Source organism: Dietzia sp. Alg238-R159, from assembly GCF_900537145.1.
Lineage (GTDB): Bacteria > Actinomycetota > Actinomycetes > Mycobacteriales > Mycobacteriaceae > Dietzia > Dietzia kunjamensis.
Genome location: NZ_UNRI01000001.1, coordinates 503,086 through 528,622, shown reverse-complemented (window position 1 = coordinate 528,622; position 25,537 = coordinate 503,086). Strand labels below are relative to the sequence as shown.

19 protein-coding genes and 1 pseudogene are annotated in these 25,537 nt (G+C 71.8%); 8 read left to right on the top strand and 12 right to left on the bottom strand.

The window, feature by feature from the left end:
- Nucleotides 1–2: 2 nt before the first annotated feature.
- Nucleotides 3–347, bottom strand: a complete 345-nt coding sequence (locus G6R20_RS02405; protein ID WP_119192646.1) for a hypothetical protein — start codon at nt 345–347, stop codon at nt 3–5.
- Complete coding sequence (locus G6R20_RS02400) at nt 344–595, bottom strand: hypothetical protein (protein ID WP_119192645.1); 252 nt, start codon at nt 593–595, stop codon at nt 344–346. The genes G6R20_RS02405 and G6R20_RS02400 overlap by 4 nt, the downstream gene beginning before the upstream one ends.
- 34 nt (nt 596–629) lie before the next feature.
- Between G6R20_RS02400 and treS the strand changes: the two genes are divergently transcribed.
- Nucleotides 630–2,429, top strand: coding sequence for a maltose alpha-D-glucosyltransferase (gene treS, locus G6R20_RS02395; protein ID WP_163375469.1), 1,800 nt, complete (start codon nt 630–632; stop codon nt 2,427–2,429).
- A complete protein-coding gene (locus tag G6R20_RS02390) occupies nt 2,426–3,811 on the top strand; it encodes a hypothetical protein (RefSeq protein WP_163375468.1) in 1,386 nt (461 codons plus the stop codon). Before treS ends, G6R20_RS02390 begins: the two co-directional genes overlap by 4 nt.
- A gap of 61 nt (nt 3,812–3,872) precedes the next feature.
- Here the strand turns inward: G6R20_RS02390 and G6R20_RS02385 are convergent, their stop codons facing one another.
- Nucleotides 3,873–5,525, bottom strand: a complete 1,653-nt coding sequence (locus tag G6R20_RS02385) for an AMP-binding protein (RefSeq protein ID WP_163375467.1) — start codon at nt 5,523–5,525, stop codon at nt 3,873–3,875.
- 190 nt (nt 5,526–5,715) lie between these two features.
- On the opposite strand from G6R20_RS02385, the gene G6R20_RS02380 reads away from it, so the two are divergent.
- Entirely contained in the window at nt 5,716–6,798 is a 1,083-nt protein-coding gene (locus G6R20_RS02380) for an alpha/beta hydrolase (RefSeq protein ID WP_163375466.1), read from the top strand.
- Nucleotides 6,799–6,849: 51 nt separating this feature from the next.
- Here G6R20_RS02380 and G6R20_RS02375 read toward each other — a convergent pair whose 3' ends face one another.
- The 6 genes and pseudogenes from G6R20_RS02375 to G6R20_RS02355 form a co-directional block, all read right to left on the bottom strand.
- Nucleotides 6,850–8,022: a lipid-transfer protein gene (locus tag G6R20_RS02375; RefSeq protein ID WP_163375465.1), complete on the bottom strand. Its 1,173-nt coding sequence runs from the start codon at nt 8,020–8,022 to the stop codon at nt 6,850–6,852.
- Complete coding sequence (locus G6R20_RS02370) at nt 8,022–8,459, bottom strand: MaoC family dehydratase (protein ID WP_120284621.1); 438 nt, start codon at nt 8,457–8,459, stop codon at nt 8,022–8,024. Before G6R20_RS02370 ends, G6R20_RS02375 begins: the two co-directional genes overlap by 1 nt.
- The gene (locus G6R20_RS02365; protein ID WP_163375464.1) at nt 8,456–9,565 is read right to left on the bottom strand and encodes a bifunctional MaoC family dehydratase N-terminal/OB-fold nucleic acid binding domain-containing protein; all 1,110 of its coding nucleotides are present in this window, start codon (nt 9,563–9,565) and stop codon (nt 8,456–8,458) included. The genes G6R20_RS02370 and G6R20_RS02365 overlap by 4 nt, the downstream gene beginning before the upstream one ends.
- 33 nt (nt 9,566–9,598) lie before the next feature.
- Complete coding sequence (locus tag G6R20_RS19090; protein ID WP_325768604.1) at nt 9,599–10,762, bottom strand: acyl-CoA dehydrogenase family protein; 1,164 nt, start codon at nt 10,760–10,762, stop codon at nt 9,599–9,601.
- A 105-nt stretch (nt 10,763–10,867) separates the two neighbouring features.
- Nucleotides 10,868–11,848: pseudogene (locus tag G6R20_RS19085) on the bottom strand (acyl-CoA dehydrogenase family protein); the annotation flags it as partial.
- A 155-nt stretch (nt 11,849–12,003) separates the two neighbouring features.
- Nucleotides 12,004–14,175: an acyl-CoA dehydrogenase gene (locus tag G6R20_RS02355; protein ID WP_159147962.1), complete on the bottom strand. Its 2,172-nt coding sequence runs from the start codon at nt 14,173–14,175 to the stop codon at nt 12,004–12,006.
- A gap of 202 nt (nt 14,176–14,377) precedes the next feature.
- Here G6R20_RS02355 and kstR point away from each other — a divergent pair, with 202 nt between their 5' ends.
- Nucleotides 14,378–15,115, top strand: a complete 738-nt coding sequence (gene kstR / locus G6R20_RS02350) for a cholesterol catabolism transcriptional regulator KstR (protein WP_159147960.1) — start codon at nt 14,378–14,380, stop codon at nt 15,113–15,115.
- Nucleotides 15,116–15,283: 168 nt separating this feature from the next.
- Here the strand turns inward: kstR and G6R20_RS02345 are convergent, their stop codons facing one another.
- On the bottom strand, nt 15,284–16,522 hold the full coding sequence (locus tag G6R20_RS02345; RefSeq protein WP_159147952.1) for a Glu/Leu/Phe/Val dehydrogenase dimerization domain-containing protein: 1,239 nt from the start codon (nt 16,520–16,522) through the stop codon (nt 15,284–15,286).
- 153 nt (nt 16,523–16,675) lie between these two features.
- On the opposite strand from G6R20_RS02345, the gene G6R20_RS02340 reads away from it, so the two are divergent.
- Nucleotides 16,676–17,587 carry a LysR family transcriptional regulator gene (locus tag G6R20_RS02340; RefSeq protein ID WP_067711690.1) on the top strand — a complete coding sequence of 304 codons (912 nt, stop codon included), beginning with the start codon at nt 16,676–16,678 and terminating at the stop codon, nt 17,585–17,587.
- Between the two features lie 56 nt (nt 17,588–17,643).
- Here G6R20_RS02340 and thpD read toward each other — a convergent pair whose 3' ends face one another.
- Nucleotides 17,644–18,507: an ectoine hydroxylase gene (thpD, locus tag G6R20_RS02335; RefSeq protein WP_159147950.1), complete on the bottom strand. Its 864-nt coding sequence runs from the start codon at nt 18,505–18,507 to the stop codon at nt 17,644–17,646.
- 111 nt (nt 18,508–18,618) lie between these two features.
- Complete coding sequence (locus tag G6R20_RS02330) at nt 18,619–19,623, bottom strand: D-2-hydroxyacid dehydrogenase (protein WP_096906083.1); 1,005 nt, start codon at nt 19,621–19,623, stop codon at nt 18,619–18,621.
- 87 nt (nt 19,624–19,710) lie between these two features.
- On the opposite strand from G6R20_RS02330, the gene G6R20_RS02325 reads away from it, so the two are divergent.
- The 3 genes from G6R20_RS02325 to G6R20_RS02315 are packed head-to-tail and all read left to right on the top strand — an operon-like array spanning nt 19,711 to nt 25,504.
- Nucleotides 19,711–21,000, top strand: coding sequence for an aspartate aminotransferase family protein (locus tag G6R20_RS02325; RefSeq protein WP_096906084.1), 1,290 nt, complete (start codon nt 19,711–19,713; stop codon nt 20,998–21,000).
- A complete protein-coding gene (locus G6R20_RS02320; RefSeq protein WP_240341236.1) occupies nt 20,997–24,044 on the top strand; it encodes an FAD-binding and (Fe-S)-binding domain-containing protein in 3,048 nt (1,015 codons plus the stop codon). Before G6R20_RS02325 ends, G6R20_RS02320 begins: the two co-directional genes overlap by 4 nt.
- Nucleotides 24,041–25,504 carry an NAD-dependent succinate-semialdehyde dehydrogenase gene (locus G6R20_RS02315; RefSeq protein ID WP_163375461.1) on the top strand — a complete coding sequence of 488 codons (1,464 nt, stop codon included), beginning with the start codon at nt 24,041–24,043 and terminating at the stop codon, nt 25,502–25,504. Before G6R20_RS02320 ends, G6R20_RS02315 begins: the two co-directional genes overlap by 4 nt.
- Nucleotides 25,505–25,537 lie beyond the last annotated feature (33 nt).

Genomic DNA, 25,537 nt, shown 5'->3' with positions numbered 1-25,537 from the left:
CGCTACCGGGGGGTCCGGTCGCCGCGGATCGCCACGTCGAGCTCGCTCCCGATCCGCACGAACACCCCGACCCGCCGACGCAGCGGCGTATCGGTGCGTTCGTAGCCCACCAGCCGCATCCGCGCGTCGGAGGCGACCTCCAGGACGGTGTGCTCGGGCAGGTCGACGTCGGAGGTGGGGACGACGACGAGGTCGGCGGTCCCCAGCATCCGGGCCAGTCGCAGTCGGCGCGTCGGTTCGTCCCCCCGGCGACGCAGCCACCGGCGCACCGCGACCACACAGGCCGCGATCCCCCACGCGACGAGTGGGAGCAGCGCCACGAGCGTGAGCACCCAGCCGGGGCTCACCGCCGCACCGCCACGCGGGTGAACCGCATCGGGTCCAGCCAGAGGCCCCGCTGCACGAGTGCCTGCGTGCCCCCCACCGGTTCCAGGCCCCTGGACCGGGCCGCCGCGTAGACGACCGACCGGGGTAGCCGTAGCTCCCAGGGGCGGATGACCACCTCGTCGTCGTCACCGTCGAGCCGCACCGCGAGCGCACGGGCGCGCCGACCGTGCCGGCCCCGATACCACCGCGCCGGGTCGATTTTCCGCATGCAACGGATCGTACGGGGCCGTAGGCTCGCCCCCATGGCACCGAAGCCCGGCCTTCAGTCCGAGTCACACCCCGCCGATCCCCGTGCTGCCGAGGCGGAGCTCACCGACGACGGGCACGTCGTCGAGCCCAGCGCGGACGACTACCGTCACGCCACCGAACTCGAGATCAACCACGACTGGTACAAGTCCGCAGTGTTCTACGAGGTCCTGGTGCGGGCCTTCTACGATTCCGACGGCAACGGCACCGGCGATCTGCGCGGGCTCATCGAGAAGCTCGACTACCTCGAATGGCTCGGCGTGGACTGCCTGTGGCTGCCGCCGTTCTACGACTCGCCGCTGCGCGACGGCGGGTACGACATCCGCGACTTCCGCACCGTGCTGCCGGAGTTCGGCACCGTCGAGGACTTCGTGGAGCTCCTCGAGCAGGCGCACAGCCGGGGTATCCGGGTGATCACCGACCTGGTCATGAACCACACCTCCGACACCCACGCGTGGTTCCAGGAGTCCCGAGCGGACCCGACGGGCCCGTACGGCGACTTCTACGTCTGGTCGGACGATGACGCCCGGTACCCGGAGGCCCGCATCATCTTCGTCGACACCGAGTCGTCCAACTGGACCTACGACCCGGTGCGCGGACAGTTCTACTGGCACCGCTTCTTCTCCCACCAGCCCGACCTCAACTACGACATCCCCGAGGTCCAGGAGGCGATGATCGACGTCCTGCGCTTCTGGCTGGACCTGGGCATCGACGGGTTCCGCCTGGACGCCGTGCCGTACCTGTTCGAGCGCGACGGCACCAACTGCGAGAACCTGCCCGAGACCCACGAGTTCCTCCGCAAGTGCCGGGCCGTGGTCGAGGAGGAGTTTCCCGGGCGTGTGCTGCTGGCCGAGGCCAACCAGTGGCCCGAGGACGTGGTGGACTACTTCGGCGAGTCCGAGGTGGGCGACGAGTGCCACATGGCGTTCCACTTCCCGCTGATGCCTCGGATCTTCATGGCGGTGCGGCGGCAGTCCAGGTTCCCCGTCACCGAGATCCTCGCCCAGACCCCGGACATCCCGTCGTCGGCGCAGTGGGCGATCTTCCTGCGCAACCACGACGAGCTGACGCTCGAGATGGTCACCGACGAGGAACGCGACTACATGTACGCCGAGTACGCCAAGGACCCGCGGATGAAGGCGAACATCGGCATCCGCCGGCGCCTGGCCCCGCTGCTCGACGGCGACACCAACCAGCTCGAGCTGTTCACCGCGCTGCTGTTGAGCCTGCCCGGGTCGCCGATGCTGTACTACGGCGACGAGATCGGCATGGGCGACAACATCTGGCTCGGCGACCGTGACGCCGTCCGCACCCCGATGCAGTGGAGCCCCGACCGCAACGCCGGTTTCTCCCGCTGCGACCCGGGCAGGCTGTACCTGCCGGCGATCATGGACCCGCAGTACGGCTACCAGGGCGTCAACGTGGAGGCGCAGATGAACTCCACCGCCAGCCTGCTGCACTGGACGCGGCGCATGATCCACGTCCGCAAGAGCCACCCGGCGTTCGGGCTGGGCGAGTTCACCGACCTCGGCGGGTCCAACCCGTCGATCCTGTCCTACCTGCGCTCGCTGGATTCCGACGGCACGGGCACCGACGTGATCCTGTGCGTCAACAACCTGTCGCGGTTCCCGCAGGCGGTGCGCCTGGACCTGGCGGAGCACGCTGGTCGTCAGCCCGTCGAGCTGACCGGCGGGGTGCCGTTCCCGGAGATCGACGCCGACCCGTACCAGCTCACGCTGCCCGGGTACGGCTTCTACTGGCTCGAACTGCGCAGCCCGGAGGAGGGACCGAGATGAGTATCTCCCCGGTCGACGACGACACCCTGGCCCGACTGCTCACCGACTGGCTACCCGAGCAGCGGTGGTTCGCCGGCAAGGGGCTGGAACTCACCGGAGTGCGGATCACCCGGCGCGAGGTGTTCCTGGACGATCCCGGGGTCCTGGTCGAGCACCTGCTGGTGGATCTCGAGGTGGACGGTCGGCCCCAGCGCTACCAGGTGCCGATCGCGACCGCGGCCGAGTTGCCGGGTGACCGACGGGCGTTCCCGTTGACCCCGGAGGGCGCCTCCCCCGTGATCTACGACGGACTGCGCGACCCCCGCGGCACCGAGTCCCTGCTCCGCCACCTGGCCGGGCAGGACGAGGTCGGCGGGCTGCGGTTCCGACTGGTCCCCAGCGCCACGCTGCCCGAGCCCACGTGGGGGCGGCTGCTGGAGGGTGAGCAGTCCAACTCGTCGCTGGTGTACGGCGACGACCTCATGGTCAAGGTGTTCCGGCTGGTCCAGCCGGGCGTGAACCCCGACGTGGAGCTGCACGCCGCGCTGGCCGACCGGGAGTGCCCGGCGGTGGCGGCGCTGCGGGGATGGGTGGAGTTGGACGACGACGACACCGCCGCCGGCGACACCGGGGCCGGGCCCACCACTCTCGCCATGGCCCAGGAGTTCATGGCCGGGGCGGCGGACGGGTGGGCGATGGCCACGGCGAGCGTGCGTGACCTGTTCGCCGAGGCCGACCTGCTCGCCGAGGAGGTCGGCACCGACTTCGCCGACGAGAGCTTCCGGCTGGGCGCCGCCGTCGCGCAGGTGCACGAGGACCTGGCGGCGGCGACCGGGGTGAGCACCCGGGACGGCACCGATCTGGTGGCGTCGATGCGGGCCCGCCTGGATGCCGCGGTGGCGGAGGTGCCGGAGCTGGCGGAATTCGCCGACGCGGCCCGGGCGGTGTTCGACGAGGTGGCGGGATCCGGCCCGGTGCGGGTGCACCGCATCCACGGCGACCTGCACCTCGGCCAGACGCTGCGGGCCCCGGACCGGTGGATCGTCATCGACTTCGAGGGCGAGCCGGCCGCGCCCCTCGCCGAGCGACGGGTGGCCGACGCCCCCGCCCGCGACGTGGCCGGGATCCTGCGCAGTCTCGACTACGCGGCACAGCACACCCTGGTCGGTGTGGAGGACCGGCAGCTGCGGTTCCGGGCCCGCGAGTGGCGCGACCGCAACGTCGACGCCTTCTGCGCGGGGTACGCCGAGGTCGGTGACTCCGACCCGCGCGAGACCGGTGCGCTGCTACGGGCCTACACGCTCGACAAGGCGCTGTACGAGGTCGTCTACGAGACGCGGAACCGACCCGGCTGGGTCGCCGTGCCGATGGGCGCGGTGCGGCGCATCCTCACCGCGGACTGACACGCCTGTCGCCCACCCGGCCGGTCGGGCGGGTGGGCGACAGGGGCGACACCGTGAGGCGTCAGTTGCTCGAGATCCGCTCCTTGGCCCACTTGTAGTCGGCCTTGCCCGCGGGCGAGCGCCGGATCTCGGGGACGTCGACGATCACCTTGGGGACCTTGTAGTTCGCCAGGGACTCGCGCAGGAACGCCGAGAGCTCCTCCTGCTCGGCCGACATGCCCTCGCGGAACGACACCACCGCGGCGACCTTCTGGCCGTACCGCTCGTCGGGAGCACCGGCGACCAGCGCGTCGTGGACGGCCGGGTGCGCCTTGAGCGCCTGCTCGACCTCCTCCGGGAACACCTTCTCGCCACCGGTGTTGATGCAACCCGAGCCGCGGCCCAGGAAGACGATGGTCCCGTCCTCGCGGATCTGGCCCATGTCACCGAGCACCGCCACCCGCTGGCCACCGACCTCCGGGAAGGTCTTGGCGGTCTTCTCCGGGTCGTTCCAGTAGCCGAGGGGGACGTGCCCGCGGCGCACGATGTAGCCGATCTCGTCCGAACCCGGCGCGATCGGGTTGTTCGACTCGTCGATGAGGCCGAGGCGCGGGGTGGGGGCCAGGAGCATCTCACCCTGCTCGTTGAGGTTCATCTCGCCGTCGTTGCCGGTCTCGGACGCGCCGAAGTTGTCGCGGATGATGACGTTCGGGAACGCCTCGATCAGCCGGTCGCGGGAGGTCTTGGACCAGATGCCGCCGCCGGACGCGACCATGAACATGGCGCTGAAGTCCTTGGTCTCCTTGGCCGCGAGCAGAGCGTCGGTGATCGGGACCGCCATGCCGTCGCCGACGAACATCAGCAGCTGGGCCTTGTACTCGGCGGTCGCGTCCACGATCACCTCGGCGTCGAAGTCGCGGAACATGACCAGGTGGCCGCCCAGGTTGACGAAGGTCAGCAGGGTGAACAGGCCGGCGCCGTGCATGAGCGGGGCCGAGATGACGATCTTGAAACCGCCCTCGGGCGAGACGTTGTCCGCGACCTCCTGCGGGCTGTGCCGCTTGTCGCCGTACGGGTTACCGCCGGACAGGCACGCGTAATAGTAGTCCGACATGTGCCACTGGACGCCCTTGGGGAACCCGGTGGTGCCGCCCGTGTAGACGATCCAGTGGTCGTCGCCGCGCACGGGCTCGAAGTCGCGCTCCGCGGACTGTCCCGGCAGCTCGGCGTCCACGTCGACGACCGTCAGGCCGTTCTCGGCGCAGGCGTCGGCGAGGACCTGCGGGACGCCACCCACGACGAGGACCGTGCGGGCGGTCTCGAGCTTGGGCACGGCGGCGGCCATGGTCTCCGCGAACTCCGCGTCGACCAGGACGGCGACCGACTGCGAGTCGTTGAACAGGTAGACCAGCTCGGCCGGGGTGTAGCGGTAGTTGACGTTGATCCCGGCCACCCGGATCTTCATGGCCGCGACGATGGCCGCCATGTGCTCGGCGCTGTTCTTCATGTACAGCGCGATATGGCTCTGCGGCTCCGCACCGTGGGCCTTGAGGAGATGACCCATCCGGTTGGCGAGCTCGTCGATCTGACGGTAGGTGTAGTCGACCCCGTCCATCGTGAGCAGGAGGTTGTCCGGGATCTTGTCGGCCACGGCCTCGAAGACGGCGGCCTCGTTCATCTCCGGATTGGTCCCGGCGAGGGGATCGGTGGACTGGTCGGCTGCTGCATCAGTCATCGGGCGGGTCCTTTGCACGCGGGGGCTAACTGTGTCGTCTCTCACATTGTGACCTGAACTTGTTCTCGTGTCCAGACGCGGGTCTGACCTGCGCTGATTTCAGATTGCTGGAACAGGTTCTATTCACTATAGGCGGCCGCACCGGCAGGTCGCTGCAGCGGTGGGGCCGGGGAGGGCCTACATTGCGAACATGAGCGGATCACGGTCCAGAAATCCCGGCCCGCCGTACGACGGCGGTCTCCGGCTGCCGCGTTCGACGGGGTCGGGTGACGTGCCGCAGGATGGCCGTCGCTCGTCGGCGCGGGAGGCCGACCGGCCCTCGCGGCGGAGCGGCCCGACCCTGCACGGCCCGTCCGAGCAGGGAACTCTGCGGTCCCGCGGGCTCGCGGGAGGGCTGCGGATGTTCGTCCGCCCGGCGCTGGACAGGATGCCCTCGACGGACGTCTCGCTCGGCCGCCTGCGTGCGCTGACCTCCGGCGCCGGGCGGGCGGCCGCCCTGGAGAGCACCAACGACTGGTCCGGGGACGGGCCCGTGCCCGGCCTCTGGGTGGGCCGCAAACGCTTCTTCGACTCGGACAAGGTCATCTACCACATCCACGGGGGTGGCTTCACGTTCGGATCGCCGTGGTCGCACAAGGCCCTGGCGTCGAGGATCGCCAGCGAGACCGGCGTCCCCGTGTTCCTGCCGGACTACCGACTCGCCCCGGAGCACCCGCACCCGGCGGCCACCGAGGACACGATCGCCGGGTGGGAGTGGCTGCTGGAGATGGGCTTCCCGGCCGAGAACATCGTGGTCGCCGGAGATTCCGCGGGGGGCAATCTGGCGATGCAGCTGGTCGCCCACCTCGAGCGGACCGGGGCGGCGATGCCCGCCGGCGTCGTCCTTCTCTCCCCGTGGGTCGACCTGGACTTCACCGACATGACCGCGCGGGACCGGGCGCGCAAGGACCCCTTCCTCGCGCTGGGCCTGGCCGAACTGTGTCGTCGCCAGTACGCACCGGGTGTGGACACGGACGATCCGGCGATCTCCCCCATCAACTACGAGCCCTCGCCCGACTGGCCGCCGTTCCTCATCCAGTGCGGCGGCGAGGAGATCTTCCGCGGGGGCATCGAGGCGATGGCCGAGAACTTCGCCGAACACGGGGTGCGTCACGAGTTCCAGCTGTGGCCCCACCAGTTCCACGTGTTCCAGGTCTTCCACCCCCTCGTCCCCGAGGCGAAGATCGCGGTGCGGGACATCGGATCGTTCGTGCGCGGCTGCCTGCGGGGCTGAGCCACTCGGGCCGGCCACGCCCGAGGGCGGCAGTCAGCCCCGAGGCCGCTGTCAGACGGTGAGCACCAGGCCCGAGGTGGGCACGCCGGTGCCCGCGGTGACGACGAGCTTCTCGGCGCCGGGGACCTGGTTGACCGAGTCACCGCGGAGCTGACGGACGCCCTCGGCGATGCCGTTCATCCCGTGGATGTAGGCCTCCCCGAGCTGGCCGCCGTGGGTGTTGAGCGGGAGCCGTCCGCCCACCTCGAGCGCGCCGGGCTCGCGGACGAAGTCCTTGGCCTCACCGCGACCGCAGAAGCCCAGCTCCTCGAGCTGCATGAGGACGTACGGGGTGAAGTGGTCGTAGAGGACGGCCATGTCCATGTCGTCCGGACGCAGCCCGGACTGCGCCCACAGCTGGTCACCGACGATGCCCATCTCCGGCAGTCCCGCGAGCTCGGGGCGGTAGTACGAGGTCATGATGTACTGGTCCGGCCCGGACCCGGACGCCGCCGCCGCGATCGACACCGGCCGGTTCGGCAGGTCACGGGCCCGCTCGGGCGTGGTCACCACGATCGCCTGACCGCCGTCGGACTCCTGGCAGCAGTCCAGCAGGTGCAGCGGCTCGGCGATGTACCGCGAGTTCTGGTGGTCGGCCAACGTGATCGGCTTGCCGTGGAAGAACGCGGCGGGATTGGTCGCGGCGTGCTTGCGGTCGACCACCGCGACCCGGCCGAAGTCCTCGCTCGTGGCGCCGTACTCGTGCATGTAGCGCTGCGCGACCATGGCCACGAACCCGGCCGGGGTGGACAGGCCGTGCGGGTAGGAGAAGGCGTTGTCCGTGCCGGAGGAGTTGACCTGCTGCACCAGCGCCGTGTTGACCTGGCCGAAGCGCATCCCGGAGCGCTCGTTGAACGCGCGGTAGCAGACCACGACCTCGGCCACGCCGGTCGCCACGGCCATCGCGGCCTGCTGCACGGTCGCGCAGGCGGCGCCGCCGCCGTAGTGGATGCGGGAGAAGAAGTTGAGGCTGCCGATCGCGGCGGCCCGGGCCACCGCGATCTCGGTGTTGGTGTCCATGGTGAACGACACCAGGCCGTCGACGTCCGAGGGCTGCAGCCCGGCGTCGGCGACGGCCGCCTGCACGGCCTCGGCGGCCAGCCGCAGCTCGGAGCGGCCGGAGTCCTTGGAGAAGTCGGTGGCGCCGATGCCGACGATCGCCGCCTTGTCTGAGAGAGAGCTCATCAGGCCGGGTCTCCGTTCATGTAGAGGGTGGCCGTGGAGGTGACGTGCGCGCCCAGCGAGTCGGTGCCGACGATCTTCAGCGTGACCAGCCCGTCGTCGTCGACCCCGGTCACCTCGCCGGTGAGGGTGAGGGAGTCGTAGGCGTACCAGGGCACGCCCAGGCGCAGCTTGATGGACGTGATGCGGGCGCGCTGGCCCGCCCAGTCGGTGACGAACCGCTGCACCAGACCGGTGTCGGTGAGGATGTTGACGAAGATGTCCTTGGACCCCTTGGCGTGGGCCAGGTCGCGGTCGTGGTGGACGTCCTGGAAGTCCCGCGTCGCCAGGGCGGACGCCACGATGAACGTCGGTGTGCCCTCGATGGTCAACTCGGGGAGCCGGTCCCCCACCGCCACGGCGGGCGGGGTGGCCGGACAGACGGTACGGTTCTCGCTCACTTGACGGCCCCTTCGGTCCTTGCGGGTGACCCCGCGGATTCCTGACGGTCGACAGGGCGTGCGCCGGCCGGGCGCCAGGCGTACAGCGTCCACGGCTCGGTGCCGAACGCGGCGTCGGCGGAGGAGTCGCCGGGCATGTCGAGGAACTCCACCTCGACCTCCATGCCGATCCGGACCTCCGCCGGCTCGATGTCGCGCAGCTCGCCGAGCATGCGCACTCCCTCCTCCAGCTCCACCAGCGCGATGACGAACGGGAACCTGGTGCGGCCCGGCACGCGCGGGGCGTGATGGACCACGAAGCTGTACACGGCGCCGCGGCCGGAGGAGACCACGTAGTCGGTCTGCTCGGACTTGTCCTTCCACAGCGCCGGGACGGGCGGGTGCTGCAACGAGCCGTCCTCGCGGGTCTGGATGCGCAGCTCGTGGGCGGCGACGCCGGCCCAGAAGAACTGCGTGTCGTGCGAGACCGACGGGCGCAGGACCTTGCCCACCACCAGGTCGTCGGTGGCCGAGCCGGAGCTGGCCACGATCTGGTCGGCGGCCGCCGGCGCGGGCTCGGCGGGCGCCGGCTCGGGCTCGGCGGGCTTCGCCGCGGGGCGGAACTTGAGGATGCGGAAGTCCATCTCCGCGACGACCTCGTCACCGACGCGCCAGTAGTTGCGGGTGGTGAAGAACCAGCCCTCCCCCAGGCCCGTGGTCTTGGGGCCGACCACGTCCACCAGGACGGACTCGATGGTCACCTCCTCGCCCGGGCGGGTGTATCGGTGGTAGGTGGAGTCGCAGTTGGTCGCGACGACCGAGGTGAAGCCCTCGGCGTCGAGGAGGTCGGTCATCCGACCCAGCGGGTCGTCGGCCTCACGGGTCTTCCCGAGCCCGCGCATGGTCCACACCTGCGCCATGGCCGGCGGTGCGACCGGTCCGCCGTGTCCGGCCGCGCGTGCGGCCTCCTCGGAGGAGTAGATGGGGTTGGTGTCACCGATCGCCTCGGTCCAGTTCCGGATCATCGGCGTGTTGATCGGGTCGCGGCCCGCACGGCGGGCGCTCCCGCCGGCGGCGCGGACCTCCTCGGCGGCGGCGAGGATACGGGCGGCCTGCTCGTCACTCATGGGTACCTTCTCGGTGGATCAGGGGGATGGTCTCTAGCGGGCGGTGCGTGGCATGCCGAGGCCACCCATGCAGGTCAGTTCGCGCATGACCTCGTTGACACCGCCGCCGAAGGTGATCACCACGTTGCGCTTGTTCATCATGTCGAACCAGCGCTGCAGCGCCGCGGTGTCGGGATCGGTGGGGTCGCCGAAACGGCCGAGCAGCTCCTCGACGATCCGGCCGACGTGCTGGATCTCCTCGGTGGAGAACACCTTCGAGGCCGCGGAGTCGCCCATCGACGGGTTCTCGCCCATCGAGGAGACCTTCCAGTTGAGCAGCTCGTTGAGCCGGACGATCGCGAAGATCTCCGCGAGTCCGCGCCGCACCTCGGGCCGGTCCAGGTGGCGGACCCCGTCCGGGCCCGTGCCGCGGGCCCAGGCGGCCAGCTCGTCGTAGTACCCGCCCGGACGCCCGGACGGCGCGAGCATGACGCGCTCGTGGTTGAGCTGGGTGGTGAGCATCTTCCAGCCGCCGTCGACCTCGCCCACCACCATGTCCGCCGGGACGCGCACGTCCGAGTAGTAGGTGGCGTTGACGTGATGGGCGCCGTCGCAGGTGATGATCGGGGTGAACGAGAAGCCGGGGTCGGTGGTGTCGACGATGAAGATCGTCAGCCCGCGATGGCGCGAGTCCGGGGTCCCGGTGCGGGCGGCCAACCAGATGTAGTCGGCGTGGTGGCCGCCGGTGGTCCACATCTTCTGACCGTTGATGATCCAGTCGCCGGTGGCCTCGTCACGCCTCGCGGTCGTGCGCAGGGCGGCCAGGTCGGTGCCGGCGTCGGGCTCGGAGTAGCCGATCGCGAAGTGGATCGACCCGTCGAGGATGCCGGGGAGGAACTTCGCCTTCTGCGCTTCGCTGCCGTACTTCTGCAGGGTCGGACCCACGGTCTGCAGCGTCACCGACGGCAGCGGCACGTCCGCACGCGTGGCCTCGTTGGTGAAGATCTGCTGCTCGATGTGGCCGAAGCCCTTGCCGCCGTACTCGGCGGGCCAGCCCACGCCCAGCCAGCCGTCGCGGCCCATGCGCGTGATGATCTCGGCGTAGGTGTCGCCGTGACGGGTGGTGGCGATGTCCGCCGCCTCCTCCGGCGAGATGAGCGTCGAGAAGTACTCGCGCAGCTCTGCCTGGAGTGCGCGCTGCTCGGGCGTGAGGTCGATGAACGCGCCGTCGGCGTCGGCCGGGGTGGCGTCCGCGGCGGGGGCGGCACCGCCCGTCTCGATCCTGTCGACCGGGTCCGCGGCGAGCGCGGCACCGAGCGCGTCGAGGTGCAGCTGTGCGCCGCCGACGAACCGGGCCAGGTCCTTGACCGCCGAGGCGTACCGGAACATGGGGTAGGTGACGTCCACGCCCACGCCGCCGTGCAGGTGGTGCAGGATCTGGACGGCCCGCGGGCCCTCGGCCGCCAGCCAGTAGGCGCCGATCGTGGGGTCGGACTCGTAGCGGTCCCCGGACCCGGCCACCCCCTCGGAGATCCGCCAGGACACCGACTGCGCGATCACGTGGAGCGTCTGCGAGACGATGTACACGTCCGCGAGCTCCTGCTGGACCGCCTGGAACGACCCCAGCGCCTTGCCGAACTGCTGACGTTCCTTGAGGTAGCCGGCCGTCATCTCCAGCGCGCCGCCGACGAGACCGTCCCCGTGCGCGATACAGGCGGACAGGACGAGACGTCGGAACACCTCGAGGACGGGTTCCGATCCCGAGCCGCGCAGCACGTCGTCGTCGTCGACCCCGGTGGCCTCGAACCGCATCGCGTACTCGGGCACCCCCAGGGAGCCGAGGGTGGGCGTCAGGGTGACGCCCGGGGCGTCGGGGGCGACGACGACGAGTGCGGCGCCCCCGGACGTGGACACCGGCACGAGGACCGAACGGGCCTGGGCCGCGTACCGCACCGACGTGGCGGTCCCGGTGAGCTTCCCACCCTCGAGCCGCACGGTGGGCTCGAGCGGCAGTGGGCGTCCGGGCTCGGCGACGGCGGCGGTGAGGATGCGGCCGTCCTCGATGCCCTCGAGAAGCCGGGCCTGCTGGTCGGGGGTGCCCAGCGCGACGATCGGCGCCACGCCGAAGCCCAGGGTCTCCAGGACGGGGATCACCACTCCGGCGCGGCCGACCTCCTCGAGCACCACCGCGATGTCGGCGGGCGTGAGGTCGTCCCCGCCGAGGGCGGAGGGCAGGCCCAGGGAGAGCAGACCGGACTCGGCGAACGCCGCCCACAGTCGCTCGTCGAAGCCGGCGTCGTCCACGCCGCGGCTGGGTAGCGCGGTGAGCAGTTCCTCGGCCGGGGCGGCCGTCGACAGTGCGCCGGCCACCGCCTCGGCGACGGCAGCCTGGGTCTCGGTACGGGTGAAGTCCACGGGGGTCAGTCCTTAATCGGGAGGGGGTCGGTCACGTGCTCGAACTAGTCCCTGGGCAGGCCGAGGATGCGCTCGCCGACGACGTTGAGCAGGACCTGCTCGGTGCCACCGGCGATCGACAGGCAGCGGACCATGAGGAACTTGCGTCCCTGCTCGGTGAATTCGACGCCGCCGGTGCCGGTGAGCTGCAGACCGAACTCGGCGATGTCCTGACGGTGGCGCACACCCACGATCTTGCGGACCGAGGACTCGGCGCCCGGGCCCGAGCCGGCGAGGCTGCGCAGCGCGGTGCGCAGGTCGAGGAGGTTTCCGACGACGCCGTCGGCGACGTGCTTGCCGAACTCGTCGAGCACGAGCGCGTCGTCGGCCACACCGGCTGCGTTGATCAGCCCGATGATCTCCTCCGCAGCGTCGCCGAGCGACGAGCCGCCGCCCATGGCCACGCGCTCGTTGGCCAGGGTGGTGCGGGCGATCTTCCAGCCGTCGTTGACCGTGCCCACCTGGAACTCGTCGGGGACGAAGAGGTCCTCGAGGTAGACCTCGTTGAACAACGCCTCACCGGTGATCTCGCGCAGGGGTCGCGTGCGGATGCCCTCGGAGCGCATGTCCACGAGGAAGTACGTGATGCCCTTGTGCTTGGGGGCGTCGGAGTCCGTCCGGGCCAGGCACATCGCCCAGTCGGCCTCGCGGGCCAGGGAGGTCCACACCTTCTGTCCGTTGAGCTTCCAGCCGCCGTCGACCTTCTCGGCGGTGGTGCGCAGGGCGGCCAGGTCGGAGCCGGCGCCGGGCTCGGAGAACAGCTGACACCACCTGATCTTCCCGGCCATCGTGTCGCGCACCAGCAGATCGGCGTGCTCGGGGGCGGCCTGCAGGATGGTCGGCACCGCCCAGCCGCCGATCGTGATGTCGTGGCGGGTGACTCCGGCGGCCTCGAGTTCCTCGTCGATGAGCAGCTGCTCGGCCGGGCCCGCGCCCAGGCCCCACGGCTCGGGCAGGTGCGGCATGAACAGGCCCGTGTCGGCGAGGGCACGCTTGCGCTCGTCACCCTCGACCGCCGCGACCGTCGCCACCAACGCGCGGATGTCCTCCCGCTTGGCGTCCAGCCCGTCGATCTCGGACAGGTCGATGTCGAGGTGGCGGCGCCTGCCCGACAGCGTGAGCTCGGCCAGGGATCGCCGCCAGCGGGCGGAGCCGCCGATCGCCTGGCGCAGTGCGCCCGCCCGCCGCATGTAGAAGTGGGCGTCGTGCTCGAAGGTGAAGCCGATGCCGCCGAGGATCTGGATGCAGTCCTGGGAGTTGCGCACGGCGTTGTCGAAGGCCAGCGCCCCGGCGACCGCGGCGGCGACGGGCAGCTCCGAGTCGCCGGCGAGCAGGTCCTCCGCGGCCGCGGCGGCGTCCCACGCCAGCGCACGGACCTGCTCGGTGCGGCACAGCATGTCGGCGGCGAGGTGCTTGATGGACTGGAACGAGCCGATCGTGCGGCCGAACTGCTCGCGGATCTTGGCGTAGTCCACCGCGGTGGCGAGCGTGTAGTCGGCGACGCCCGCGGCCTCGGCGGCGGCCAGGGTGACGAACAGCTGGTGGACGTGTGCGGTGGTGACGCCCTCGAGGACGCGGTCGGCCGGGATCGTCACGCCCTGCAGGCTGACGTGGCCGATCGACGCCGAGATGTCGTACGGGGTCGCCGGGGTGACGGTGAGCCCCGGCGTGCCCGCCTCGAGAAGCGCCCAGCGGGTGGCGCCGTCCACCTCGACGGGCAGCAGCAACCCTCCGCCGGGGGTGCCGCCGTAGGCGACGCCGGGATCACCGGTGATCTCCCCCGACCCGTCCAAGGTCGCGGTGCCGATGCCCAGGCACACCCCGACGGGCAGGCCGCCCTCGGCGATCGTCTCACCCAGCGCGTTGGCGACGGCTCCGCCTGCGCGCGAGACCAGGACACCGGTCAGCGCGGTGGACAGGACCGGGCCGGGCGCCATTTTCGCCGCGGCCTCCTCGAGCATGCACGCCAGGTCGACGATCTCGGCGCCGGCGCCACCGTGCTCCTCCGCGATGGCGACGCCGAACAGCCCCAGCTCGGCGAGTCGGGGCCACACGGCCTTCCAGGCTTCCGGATCCTTCTCCTGAACGCGTACCGTGGCCACGGGATCGGCGGACTTCGCCCAGGCCTTGATCGAGTTCTGGATCTCGGTCTGATCCGGGGTGGTGGCGATACTCACTGCTGGGCTCCTCGGGCGCGACGGGATTTCCGTACTCGGCGCGGGCCCGCTGACCCGCGCGCTCCACGCCATAATAGAACGTGTTCTAGGTATCGTGTTCTAGAATGCACCAGAAGGGTCCCCGACGCACACCCGGGTCCCGCCCCAGCCCGCCGGGATGCCCCGCCGACCCGATCCGACCAGCGCAGAAGGTTTCGCCTCCATGACCAAGAGCTCAGCCGGGACCCGTACCGCCGCCGCGCCGGACCCCGCCGCCCGGAGCGACGAGCCCACCACGTCGTCGCAACGCGAGCGCCGTCGGCGGATCCTGGACGCGACCCTCGCCCTGGCCGCCAAGGGCGGCTACGAGGCCGTGCAGATGCGTGCCGTCGCCGAGAAGGCCGAGGTCGCGGTGGGCACCCTCTACCGGTACTTCCCGTCCAAGGTGCACCTGCTGGTCTCGGCGCTCGCCCGTGAGTTCCGTCGGCTCGACCAGCGCACCGAGCGGTCAGCCCCGCCCGGCGACACCGCGCAGGAGCGGATGAAGGTCGTGGTGGAGATGATCACCAAGTCCATGCAGCGCGACCCGAACCTCACCGAGGCGATGACGCGCGCCTTCATGTTCGCCGACGCCTCCGTGGCCAACGAGGTCGAGGAGGTCGGCTTCTACATGGACCGGATCCTCGGCCGCGCGATGGCCCAGGGCACCCCGGACGAGGTGCAGCTCTCGATCGCCCGGGTCGTCTCCGACGTGTGGATGTCCAACCTCGTGTCGTGGCTGACCCGCAGGTCGTCGGCCGCCGAGGTCGCCACCAGGCTCGGTCTCACCATCGATCTGCTGCTGGGCAGCGACGACTCTCCCCGCCGGGCCCGGATGCACACCGCGATCGGCAACGGCCACGACACAGACTCGGACTCCGACCCCGGCGAGATCGGAGAGGGCAGAGACTCAGCCGTCTGACAACCCGCCCAGAGCGGCACCGCAACCGCTCCCGCGGCTGGCGTCCCGCTCCCGCGCCTGACCGCCAAGACGGCCGCCGCTCCCGAAGATGGCGTCTCGCCTGCCCATCGGGGCACGCGAGACGCCATGTCGAGGGGCGACGGGCCCGGGCGGTTGCGTAGGGGGCGGTCAGGGCACGACGACCGGCGGCACCGTCCGGACCGGCCCGGAGACGTCGGCGATCCACCGCAGCGGGCCCCGGCTCGGATCCCAGCCGGTGAGCAGGTCGGCGACCTTGGCGGTCATCTCGCGGCCCAGGCGGAGGAACGAACTCTCCGGCTGGTCGTCGACCTCCCCGAGGATCAACCACCACGCCCAGGCGACGGCCCCGGCGTTGGCGACGAAGTCCGGCAGCACCGCGATCCCGCGGGCCGTGAGGTCGAGTTCCGCGTCGGCCGTGGTGGCGGCGTTGGCCGCCTCGACCACGATCGGTGCGGTGACCTCGGTGCAGTTGTCCGCGGTGATGGCGTACGAGACGGCGGCGGGCACGAGCACGTCCACGTCCATGCCGAGGATCCGGTCGCGGTCCAGCCGCTGCACCCGGGCGGGGACGGCCGAGCGGTCGATCTCCCCGAAGCGGTCGCGGGTCGCCAGCAGCGCCGGGACGTCGAGTCCCGCCGGGTCGTAGAGGGTGCCGGCGGCGTCGGCCAGTGCGACGACGCGCATGCCGGCCTCGTGGAGGTACCACGCGGCGCCGCCCCCCATCGTGCCCACGCCCTGGACGGCCACCGAGGTGCGCTCGATGTCCCAGCCCCGGACGTACGCCGCCGCGAGGCACGCCTGCGCGACCCCGTAGCCACCGATCACATCGCCGAGCAGCCCGCCCGGAACCCCGGCGTTCAGCCCGCGGAAGATCCGGTCGGCGGTGGCGGCGGGATCGGCCGACCGCTCGATCGCCGCGTGATAGGACTGCCGCATCCCCAGTCGGGCGAACACCTCGTCGATCAGGTGCTGCGGGACGCCCAGATCCTCGGCGGTGACCCAGTGTCGGTCGAGGAACGGCCGCATGGCCTCGCAGAACCGGCCGAGCACGTCGATGGCGCGGGGGTCCTTGGGGTCGAAGTCGATGCCGCCCTTGGCCCCGCCGATGGGCAGGTCGAACGCCGCCGTCTTGCGGGTCATTCCGCGGGCCAGGTCCTCGACCTCGCGGAGAGTGCACCCGGCGCGCATACGGGTCCCGCCGGTGGCCAGACCGCCGACGAGGGTGTCGACCACGAGGTAACCCCGCGCCCCGGTCTCGTCGTCCTCCCAGTGCAGTCGCAGGTAGGGCTCACGGCTCGATCGGCTCGCGCTCTCCGGAGCGGCGGGCACGGTCTGGGGGGCTGACCCGGTATGACCGGTGGTGCCCGGGATCTCGATGGACGTCATGGTGCTCGCCTCCTCGGCGACCTCGTCCGCCGGCGGGTCCGGCGGGGATGTCCCCAGCATGCGAGCATGCGTCCCGGGGGTCCAGCGAGACTTCGTGGACCTGACCGTTCACTTTTCCTGCACGATGCGGCCGCGCGCTCCTACGCTCGGGGAATGGAGCCGTCACTGCACCGGCTACGGCTGCTCGCCGAGTTGGAGCGCCGCAGCACCGTCACCGCGGTCGCGGCCGCGCTGGGGTACACCGTCTCGGCCGTGTCGCAGCAACTCTCGTTGCTCGAGCGGGAGGCGGGGACCCCGCTGTTCGAGAAGCGGGGTCGCGGGCTCGCGCTGACCGAGGCGGGGCTCATACTGGCCGGGCACGCGCGGACGATCCTGTCCGCCGTGGAGGACGCCGGTCACGCCATGGAATCGGCCCGTGCGGGCGTCGGCACGAACCTCACCGCCGGGGTGTGGGCGTCGGTGGCCGTCACGCTGCTGCCCGCCGGGATGCGGATCCTGGCGCGCGACCACCCGGGCATCGTGGTGCGGACCCGGGAGCTCGCCCCGGAGGACACCACCGGCGCGGTCCGGGACGGCTCGCTCGATCTGTCGTTCGTGCTGGACTACTCCAGCTACGTGATGGCGGACGTGACCGACCTGGTGCGGGTGCCCATCGCGAGGGAGTCTCTGCACGCGGTCGTCCCCCGCGGCTTCGTGGACTCGACCCGACTGTCGCTGGCCGACCTCTCCGGGGCGCCGTGGGTCGTCGCGCACCCGCGGTCGCACTTCGGTCGCGCGGTGCGGATCGCCTGTCGCGAGGCGGGGTTCGAACCCGACGTGCGGCACGAGGCGGGCGAGCAGTCCACGGCGCTGTCCCTGGTCGCCGCGGGCCTCGGGGTCACCCTGGCCTCCGACCTCGGGCTGAGCACCTTCGGCGCGGACGTGGAGGTGATTCCCCTGACCGACGAGCTCACCAGGACGGTGTCGATCACCTATCGCCGTCGGGACGCCCGGCGGCGACCACTGCAGGCGTTCGTCGAGGCGTTCACCGACGGCGCGCGCGAGGTCGGCCTGGACCCCGCCTGACTCCGGCGCACCGATGCCGGGTCCCGCACCCGCGGGGCCCGGCACCGGTGTCCGGCTCAGGGCCGGCGCGCGAGGAAGTCCGGCCGCGGCGGGGTGCCCGCGAACGGCTCGGTCAACTCGTTCTCCACACTGTTGAACACGATGAACACGTTCGCCCGGGGCAGCGGCGTGATGTTGCCGCCCGAGGCGTGCAGGGCGTTGCAGTCGAACATCGTCATCGATCCCGCCCCGCCCGTGAGCACGTCGAGACCGTGGCGCTCGTACATCTCGGAGATGTGCTCCTCGGACGGGACGCCGATCTTCGGCGACGTCGAGACGAGCGATTCCTTGTAGTAGTTCTCCGGAGTCTCACCCGCGCACTGCACGTAGTACTTGTGCGTGCCCGGCATGATCATCAGGGGCCCGTTGTAGGTCTCGTTGGGTGTGAGCGCCAGGGAGGCGCTGCACGCACGCGGCCGGGGCATGCCGTCCTCGGCGTGCCAGGTCTCGAAGTCCGAGTGCCAGTAGAAGGCGCCTCCGGCGAAACCGGGCTTGTAGTTGAGCCGGCTCTGGTGGACGTAGACGTCCGAGCCGAGGATCTGCCGGGCCAGGTCGATCGCGCCGGATCGCTCGACCGCCTCCCACACGACCTCACTCAGGTCGTGGACGTCGAAGATCGAACGAACGGCCTCGCTGCCGGCCTCGCGGATGATCCGGGGATCGCCGGCCATCCGCGGATCCGATCCGATGCGGTCGATCTCGGCCAGGCAGCCGTCGATCCGCTGCCGGTCGAGAGCGCCCTCACGCTGGACATAACCTCGCTCGCCGAACTGGAGGACCTCGGGATCCTCGCTGCGTCCCCACAGGACGGGGTCACGGCGCTCGACGATCTCCGGTCGCCCGCTCACGCGGGACTGGTAGTCATCTACGGCAATGGTCATTACGACTCCTTTCTCTCCTCAGCCTGAAAACCCCGGCTGACTCGGGAAAAGCGAGGGGTGCCACCCCTCGCGGAGCCGACCGTATCCGTCGAGATGACCACGGACAACCGCTCAGCCGCTGACGTATCCTCGACCTTTATCCACAATCGGGCCGGGGGTCCCGCCGCCGACCCACGTGCGCAGGTGGTCGAGGAACTGCCCGGACAGTGTGTCCCGCCACCCCACGACGTCGCCGGACATGTGGGGACTGATGTGCGCGCCGTCGAGGGTCCAGAGCACGTCACCGTCGGGGAGGGGTTCGACGACGAGGACGTCCAGGTGCGCCGAGAGCCTGCCCGTCCCGATCTCGCGCGTGAGGGCCTCCTGATCGACCAGCTCTCCGCGACCGACGTTCACCACGTGGGCGCCGTCGGGCAGGGCGGCCAGTTCCGCGGGGCCGAGCAGCCCCCGGGTCGCGTCGGTCAGCGGCGCCACCATGACGAGATGGTCCACGTCGCCGAGATGCTCGGACAGGTGCGCGGAATCCAGGACGCGGCCGAAGTCCTCGTCGTCGTCGCGCGGTCGACGTCCGGCCCCGCTGACGTCGAGCCCGACCGCCCGCAGTAGCCGCGCGGTGGCCCGTCCGATACCGCCGGTGCCCACCACCAGGGCGCGCCGGCCGGCCACCCGGGTGGTCTCGCGGTGGCGCCACCGACCCGCGCGCTGCAGCGCCTCGGTCTCGTGGAGCCGTTTGTCGTGGGCCAGGACGCAGGCCAGGACGTACTCGGCGATCGGCCCGTCGAAGACCCCGCGGGCGTTGGTGACCAGCACGTCGGAGTCGCGCAGCTCGTCGAAGAGGAGCTTGTCCACCCCGGCGGCGGCCACGTGGACCCACCGCAGCGCGTCGGCGGCGTGCCAGGCGGAGGCCAGGGCGTCGGAGAAGATGTCCCACACCAGCAGGATCTCGGCCCCGGGCAGAGCCTGCGCGAGGGTGTCGGCCGTGCACTCGCGCACGTCGGCGAGCTCGCGGATCAGCGCGAGGGTGGTGGGGGGCTCGACGCCGTCCGCGGTGAGGACGACGACGGTCGGCCGGGTGCCCGGGTCGTGGTTGCCCGGGTCGCGGTGCGGCTGCGTCATGGCCCCACCGTAACGCGCCGGCCCTCACGCGAACCAGGATCGTCGGATTGTTGACAATCGACCGTGGCGCGCCACACACTGGCACCCATGACCGCGCACCTGTCGCCCCATCTCAAGCAGGCCACGCCCGTCGTGGTGGACCACGCCCTCGGCTCGTGGATCCACGGCACCGACGGCCGCGACTACCTGGACTTCACGACCGGCATCGGCGTGACCAGCACCGGCCACTGCCACCCCGCCGTGGTCGCCGCGGCACGCGAGCAGTGCGGGAAGATCATCCACGCGCAGTACACGACCGTCATGCACCAGCCGCTGTTGGAGCTCACCGAGAAGCTGGGCGAGCACCTGCCCGAGGGGATCGACTCGGTCTTCTACGCCAACTCCGGATCCGAGGCAGTCGAGGCCGCGGTCCGGCTGGCCCGCATGGCCACCGGCCGGCCCAACATCGTCACCGTCCAGGGCGGCTTCCACGGCCGCACCGTCGCCGCCGCCAGCCTCACCACCGCGGGCACCCGCTTCTCCGCCGGGTTCTCCCCGCTCATGGGTGGAGTCGTGATGACCCCGTTCCCGCACGCCCTGCGCCACGGGTGGACGGAGGACGACGCGATCGACTTCGCGCTGGCCGAGCTCGACTACCTCATGGCCACCCGGGTCGACGCCCGCGAGATCGCGGCCTTCCTGATCGAACCCGTGCTGGGCGACGGCGGGTACATGGCCACTCCCCCGCGCTACCTGGAGGGACTGCGCGAGCGCGCCGACCGGACCGGCGCGCTGCTGATCCTCGACGAGGTCCAGGCCGGCATCGGGCGCACCGGCCGGTTCTGGGGTCACCAGCACACCGACGGGCTCGTGCCGGACATCATCATCACCGCCAAGGGCATCGCCTCGGGCTTCCCCATCTCCGCGATCGCCGCACCCTCCGCCCTCATGGCCAAGGCCTGGCCGGGGTCGCAGGGCGGCACCTACGGCGGCAACGCGGTCGCCGCGGCGGCCGGGGTCGCCACCCTCGGCGTGGTCGAGCGCGAAGGCCTGGTGGACAACGCCGCCGCCCGCGGAACCCAGCTTCTCGACGGGCTCCGGCGTACCCTCGGCGACGTGGGCGAGATCTGCGACATCCGCGGGACCGGGCTCATGCTGGGCGTCGAGTTCGGCGACGCAGGCGCGCCCGCCGGCAGCTCCGGTGCGCTCGAGGCCGCCCGCCTGGCCGCGGCGGTGCAGCAGGCGTGCATCGACGAGGACCTGCTCACCCTGACCTGCGGCCCGACCGGTTCGGTCGTGCGCCTCATCCCCGCGCTGGTGGTGACCGCCGACGAGGTGGACGCTGGTGTCGAGCGCTTCACCCGCGCCGTGCACCGGGTGTGCGACGGGGCGGCGTGACCTCCCACGTCGCACCGGACGCCCCCGGGCGGGCGCTCGTCGGCGCGCTCGTGGACGCGGGTCTGGCGCCCGAGTCGGACCCCCGCCGGATCGCCGAGTACTCCTACGACGCCTCGAACTACCGGGTCGTGCCCGCCGCCGTGCTGTTCCCGCGGTCGGAGAGCGAGGTCGCCGCCGCCCTGGCCGTGTGTCACCGGCTCGGGGTTCCCGCGACCGCCCGTGGCGGCGGCACGTCGATGGCCGGGAACGCGATCGGCACCGGCCTGGTCCTGGACCTGTCCCGGCACATGAACCGGGTCCTCGAGGTGGACGAGGCGGCGGGGACCGTCACCGCCGAGGCCGGCACCGTGCTCACGGCCCTGCGCGAGGCCGTCCACGCCGCCACGGGCGACCGCCTGACCTTCGCCCCGGACCCCTCGAGCCAGTCCCGCGCCTGCCTGGGCGGCGCGATCGGCAACGACGCGTGCGGCAACCACTCCGTGCGCCACGGCCGGACCGCCGACCACGTCGAGGCGCTGCGGATCGTCACCGCCGACGGACTGCGCCTCACCGCCACCCGCAGCGGCGTCGAGGCCACCGATCCGGCCGACGCGCCCGCCGCCGCCCGCGCCGAGCACCTCACCACACGGTTGCAGGACCTGACCGCCGACCACCTGGCCGCCATCCGCACCGAACTCGGCCGCCTCCCCCGCCAGGTGTCCGGCTACCACCTGCGTCACCTGCTGCCCGAGGAGGGCTTCGACGTGGCGCGGTCCCTCGTGGGCTCCGAGGGCACGTGCGCGATCGTCACCGCCGCGACCGTGCGGGCCGTCCCCCGTTCCGCGCGCACCGGGCTGGCGGTCGTGGGGTACGCCGACGTGGTGGACGCTGCGCGGGACGTGCCAGCCATCCTGCGACACCGCCCCACAGCCGTAGAGGGTATCGACGAGGTGATCGTCGCGACGATGCGGCAGCGCCGCGGGGCCGACTCGGTCGCCGAGATGCCGCGCGGCCACGCGTGGCTGTTCGTGGAACTCGATGACGACGGGAGTGACGACGACGGGGGCGACGACGACGGGGGTGACGACGACGAGGCCGGCGCCGGCGGTCGTGGGCTCGACGCCCGGGTGGCCGAACTGGCCGACGAGCTGACGCGGGACGGCCACGCTCTCGAGGTCCTCGTCGTGACCGATCCCGTGGCCCGCGCGGACCTGTGGCGCGTGCGTGAGGACGGCGCCGGGCTGAGCTCGAGACTGACCGATCCGGCGACGGGCGCGACCATCGAGTCCTGGCCCGGCTGGGAGGACTCCGCCGTCGCCCCCGAGCGGCTCGCCGACTACCTCGCCGACTTCCGCGACCTACTGGCCCGGCACGAGCTCACGGGCGTCATGTACGGGCACTTCGGGGCGGGCTGTATGCACATCCGGATCAGTTTCGACCTGCGCTCGGACGCGGGCAGGTCCGTCATGCGCGAGTTCTGCACCGACGCCGCCCACCTCGTGGTGCGGCACGGCGGGTCGCTGTCCGGGGAGCACGGCGACGGCCGTGCCCGCTCCGAACTGCTGCCGGTGATGTACTCGCCCGAGATGCTGGACGCCTTCGCCCGCTTCGCCGGGGTCTGGGACCCGGCGGGGATCCTCGCCCCGGGCGGCCTGACCGCCACCCGGCCCCTCGACGCCGATCTGGCCCTGGCCGGGGTGGGCCGACGCGACCTGGGCCTGCTCACCTCGCCGGACGGCGCCCACCCGGTCCAGGCCTGCATCGGCGTGGGCCGCTGTCGCACCACCTCCGGCGGTGTGATGTGCCCGTCCTTCCGGGCCACCGGGGACGAGAAGGACTCCACCCGCGGTCGGGCCCGCGTCCTGCAGGAGGTGGTCCGCGGCACCCTGCCGATCGACGACCCGGCCGTCGAGGAGTCGCTCGAACTGTGCCTCGCGTGCAAGGCGTGCTCCTCGGACTGCCCGACCGGCGTCGACATGGCCACCTTCAAGTCCGAGGCCCTGCACCGTCGCTACACGCGTCGAGTGCGACCGACGGCCCACTACTCGCTGGGCCTGCTCCCGCTGTGGCTCCGCGGCACCGTCCGCGCGGCCGGGCCGATCAACGCCCTGCTGGGAACCCGCGCCGGCCGCGCCGCGGCGCGGATCGGGGGTCTGAACACCGAGCGCACCCTGCCCCGCTTCGCGTCCGCCCGGCAGCTGCGCGACGAGCTCGCCCGGGTACCGGAGAGCGTCTGGACCGTCCGCGAACCGGCACCGGGGCGCACCTCCGCAGAGGTCGTGCTGTTCCTCGACTCGTTCACCCGCGGACTGCGCCCCGCGGTCGCCGGCGCCGCCGCCCGCGTGCTGGGCGGCACGCACACCTCCGTCGCCTGCACAGCCGACCAGTGCTGCGGGTTGACCCACGTCACCACCGGCCGACTCGATGCCGCACGCCGCACCATGACCTCGACCGCGCGCCGCCTCGACGCGATCCGCGGGCCGGGTGGGGAGGAGGTCCCCGTCGTCGTCGTCGAACCCTCCTGCGCCGCCACCCTGCGCGAGGACCTCCCCCGCCTGCTCGCCGACACCCCCCACGCGGACGCCGCCCGCCGCGTGGCCGCCCGTGTCCGGTCCTCCGCCGACCACCTCGGCCGGCTCGCCGCCGAGGGCCGCGCCCCCGCGTGGCCCGGCGGCGCGCCCCCGGACCGCGTCACCGTCCAGACCCACTGTCACGAGTACGCGACCTTCGGCAACCGCGTCCAACGCGCCACGCTCACCGCCCTCGGCGTGGGCTCGGTCCGCGAGGCGACCGGCTGCTGCGGCGTCGCCGGCGACTTCGGCTTCACCGCCGGCCACGAGACCGTCACCGCGGCCGTCGCCGAACTAGCCCTCGCCCCCGCCCTGCGCGCCGACACCGACGCCCCCGTCCTCACCGACGGGTTCTCGTGCGCCACCCAGGTCGACCACCTCGGCGCCGGCGACCCCACCACGGGACCCGGCCGCACCGGCCGCCACCTGTTCGAACTGCTCGACCCCGACCCCCGTCCCGACCCCCGCCCCGCACCCACCAGGAGGCCCACATGACCCGCTCCGCAGCCGACATCATCAGCGCCCTCGGGACCGGCATCCACGTCGACGGGGCCTGGCGCGACGCCGCCTCCGGCGCGACGTTCGACGTGGTCAACCCCGCGACCGGTGACGCGATCGCGACCATCGCCGACGGCGGGGCCAGTGATGCCGCCGCCGCGATCGAGGCCGCCGGCCGCACCCAACCGGAGTGGGCGGACGTCCCCGCCCGCGAGCGGGCCGAGATCCTGCGCCGGGCCTACGAGCTGCTCATCGAGCGCGCCGACGAGGTGGCGCTGCTCATGACCACCGAGATGGGCAAGCCGCTCGCCGAGGCGCGGGGCGAGGTCACCTACGGGGCCGAGTTCTTCCGCTGGTTCTCCGAGGAGGCCTGCCGCATCCGCGGCGACGCCCGCCGTTCCCCCGACGGCAAGACCCGGCTCATGGTCACCCACGAGCCCGTGGGACCGTGCATCCTCATCACCCCGTGGAACTTCCCCCTGGCCATGGCCACCCGCAAGATCGGACCCGCCATCGCCGCCGGCTGCACCATGGTCTTCAAGCCCGCCAACCTCACGCCACTGACCTCGCTGTACGTGGTGGACCTCCTGCGCGAGGCGGGGCTGCCCGACGGCGTCCTCAACGTGGTGTGCACGACCGACGCCGGCGGCGTGGTGGAGCCGTGGATCGACTCCGGCATCGCCCGCAAGCTGTCCTTCACCGGATCCACGCCCGTCGGCCGCACGCTCCTCGAGCAGTGCGCGCGCGGGGTGCTGCGCACCTCCATGGAGCTCGGCGGCAACGCGCCGTTCGTGGTCTGCGAGGACGCGGACATGGACACCGCCGTGGCCGCCGCGATGGCCGCCAAGATGCGCAACATGGGCGAGGCCTGCACGTCGGCCAACCGGATCCTCGTGCACCGCTCGGTCCTCGACGAGTTCGGTCGGCGCCTGACCGAGAAGATGTCCGCCCTGACCGTGGGTGACGGCACCACCGAGGGCACCGACGTGGGCCCGCTGGTCGAGGAGAAGGCCGTCACCAAGGTCGTGGACCTGGTCGACGACGCCGTCGAGCGCGGGGCCGAGGTGCTGACCGGCGGTTCGCGCCTGGAGGGCCCCGGCTACTTCTACCCGCCCACCGTGCTCACCGGTGTCACCCCGGACGCCGAGCTGATGTCGACCGAGATCTTCGGCCCCGTCGCCGCCCTCGTACCGTTCGACACCGACGACGAGGCCGTGACACTGGCCAACGACACCGAGTTCGGCCTGGTCTCGTACGTGATGACCGAGAACCTCGACCGCGCCATGACCATGTCCGAGCGGCTCCAGGCCGGCATGGTCGGCATCAACGTCGGCGTGGTGTCCAACCCGGCCGCCCCGTTCGGCGGCATCAAGCAGTCCGGGCTGGGGCGCGAGGGCGGGCTCAGCGGGATCGAAGAGTTCGTCGAGACCAAGTTGGTCGCGATCCCCGTGCGCTGAGCCGACCCGAACCGAGCCGACCCGCTGGCTCCC

What these genes read in the sequence shown, in the direction of transcription:
- G6R20_RS02400 (WP_119192645.1), bottom strand. Translation starts at nt 595, where the DNA reads ATGCGGAAAATCGACCCGGCGCGGTGGTATCGGGGCCGGCACGGTCGG.
- treS (WP_163375469.1), top strand. Translation starts at nt 630, where the DNA reads ATGGCACCGAAGCCCGGCCTTCAGTCCGAGTCACACCCCGCCGATCCC.
- G6R20_RS02390 (WP_163375468.1), top strand. Translation starts at nt 2,426, where the DNA reads ATGAGTATCTCCCCGGTCGACGACGACACCCTGGCCCGACTGCTCACC.
- G6R20_RS02385 (WP_163375467.1), bottom strand. Translation starts at nt 5,525, where the DNA reads ATGACTGATGCAGCAGCCGACCAGTCCACCGATCCCCTCGCCGGGACC.
- G6R20_RS02380 (WP_163375466.1), top strand. Translation starts at nt 5,716, where the DNA reads ATGAGCGGATCACGGTCCAGAAATCCCGGCCCGCCGTACGACGGCGGT.
- G6R20_RS02375 (WP_163375465.1), bottom strand. Translation starts at nt 8,022, where the DNA reads ATGAGCTCTCTCTCAGACAAGGCGGCGATCGTCGGCATCGGCGCCACC.
- G6R20_RS02365 (WP_163375464.1), bottom strand. Translation starts at nt 9,565, where the DNA reads ATGAGTGACGAGCAGGCCGCCCGTATCCTCGCCGCCGCCGAGGAGGTC.
- kstR (WP_159147960.1), top strand. Translation starts at nt 14,378, where the DNA reads ATGACCAAGAGCTCAGCCGGGACCCGTACCGCCGCCGCGCCGGACCCC.
- G6R20_RS02345 (WP_159147952.1), bottom strand. Translation starts at nt 16,522, where the DNA reads ATGACGTCCATCGAGATCCCGGGCACCACCGGTCATACCGGGTCAGCC.
- G6R20_RS02340 (WP_067711690.1), top strand. Translation starts at nt 16,676, where the DNA reads ATGGAGCCGTCACTGCACCGGCTACGGCTGCTCGCCGAGTTGGAGCGC.
- thpD (WP_159147950.1), bottom strand. Translation starts at nt 18,507, where the DNA reads ATGACCATTGCCGTAGATGACTACCAGTCCCGCGTGAGCGGGCGACCG.
- G6R20_RS02330 (WP_096906083.1), bottom strand. Translation starts at nt 19,623, where the DNA reads ATGACGCAGCCGCACCGCGACCCGGGCAACCACGACCCGGGCACCCGG.
- G6R20_RS02325 (WP_096906084.1), top strand. Translation starts at nt 19,711, where the DNA reads ATGACCGCGCACCTGTCGCCCCATCTCAAGCAGGCCACGCCCGTCGTG.
- G6R20_RS02315 (WP_163375461.1), top strand. Translation starts at nt 24,041, where the DNA reads ATGACCCGCTCCGCAGCCGACATCATCAGCGCCCTCGGGACCGGCATC.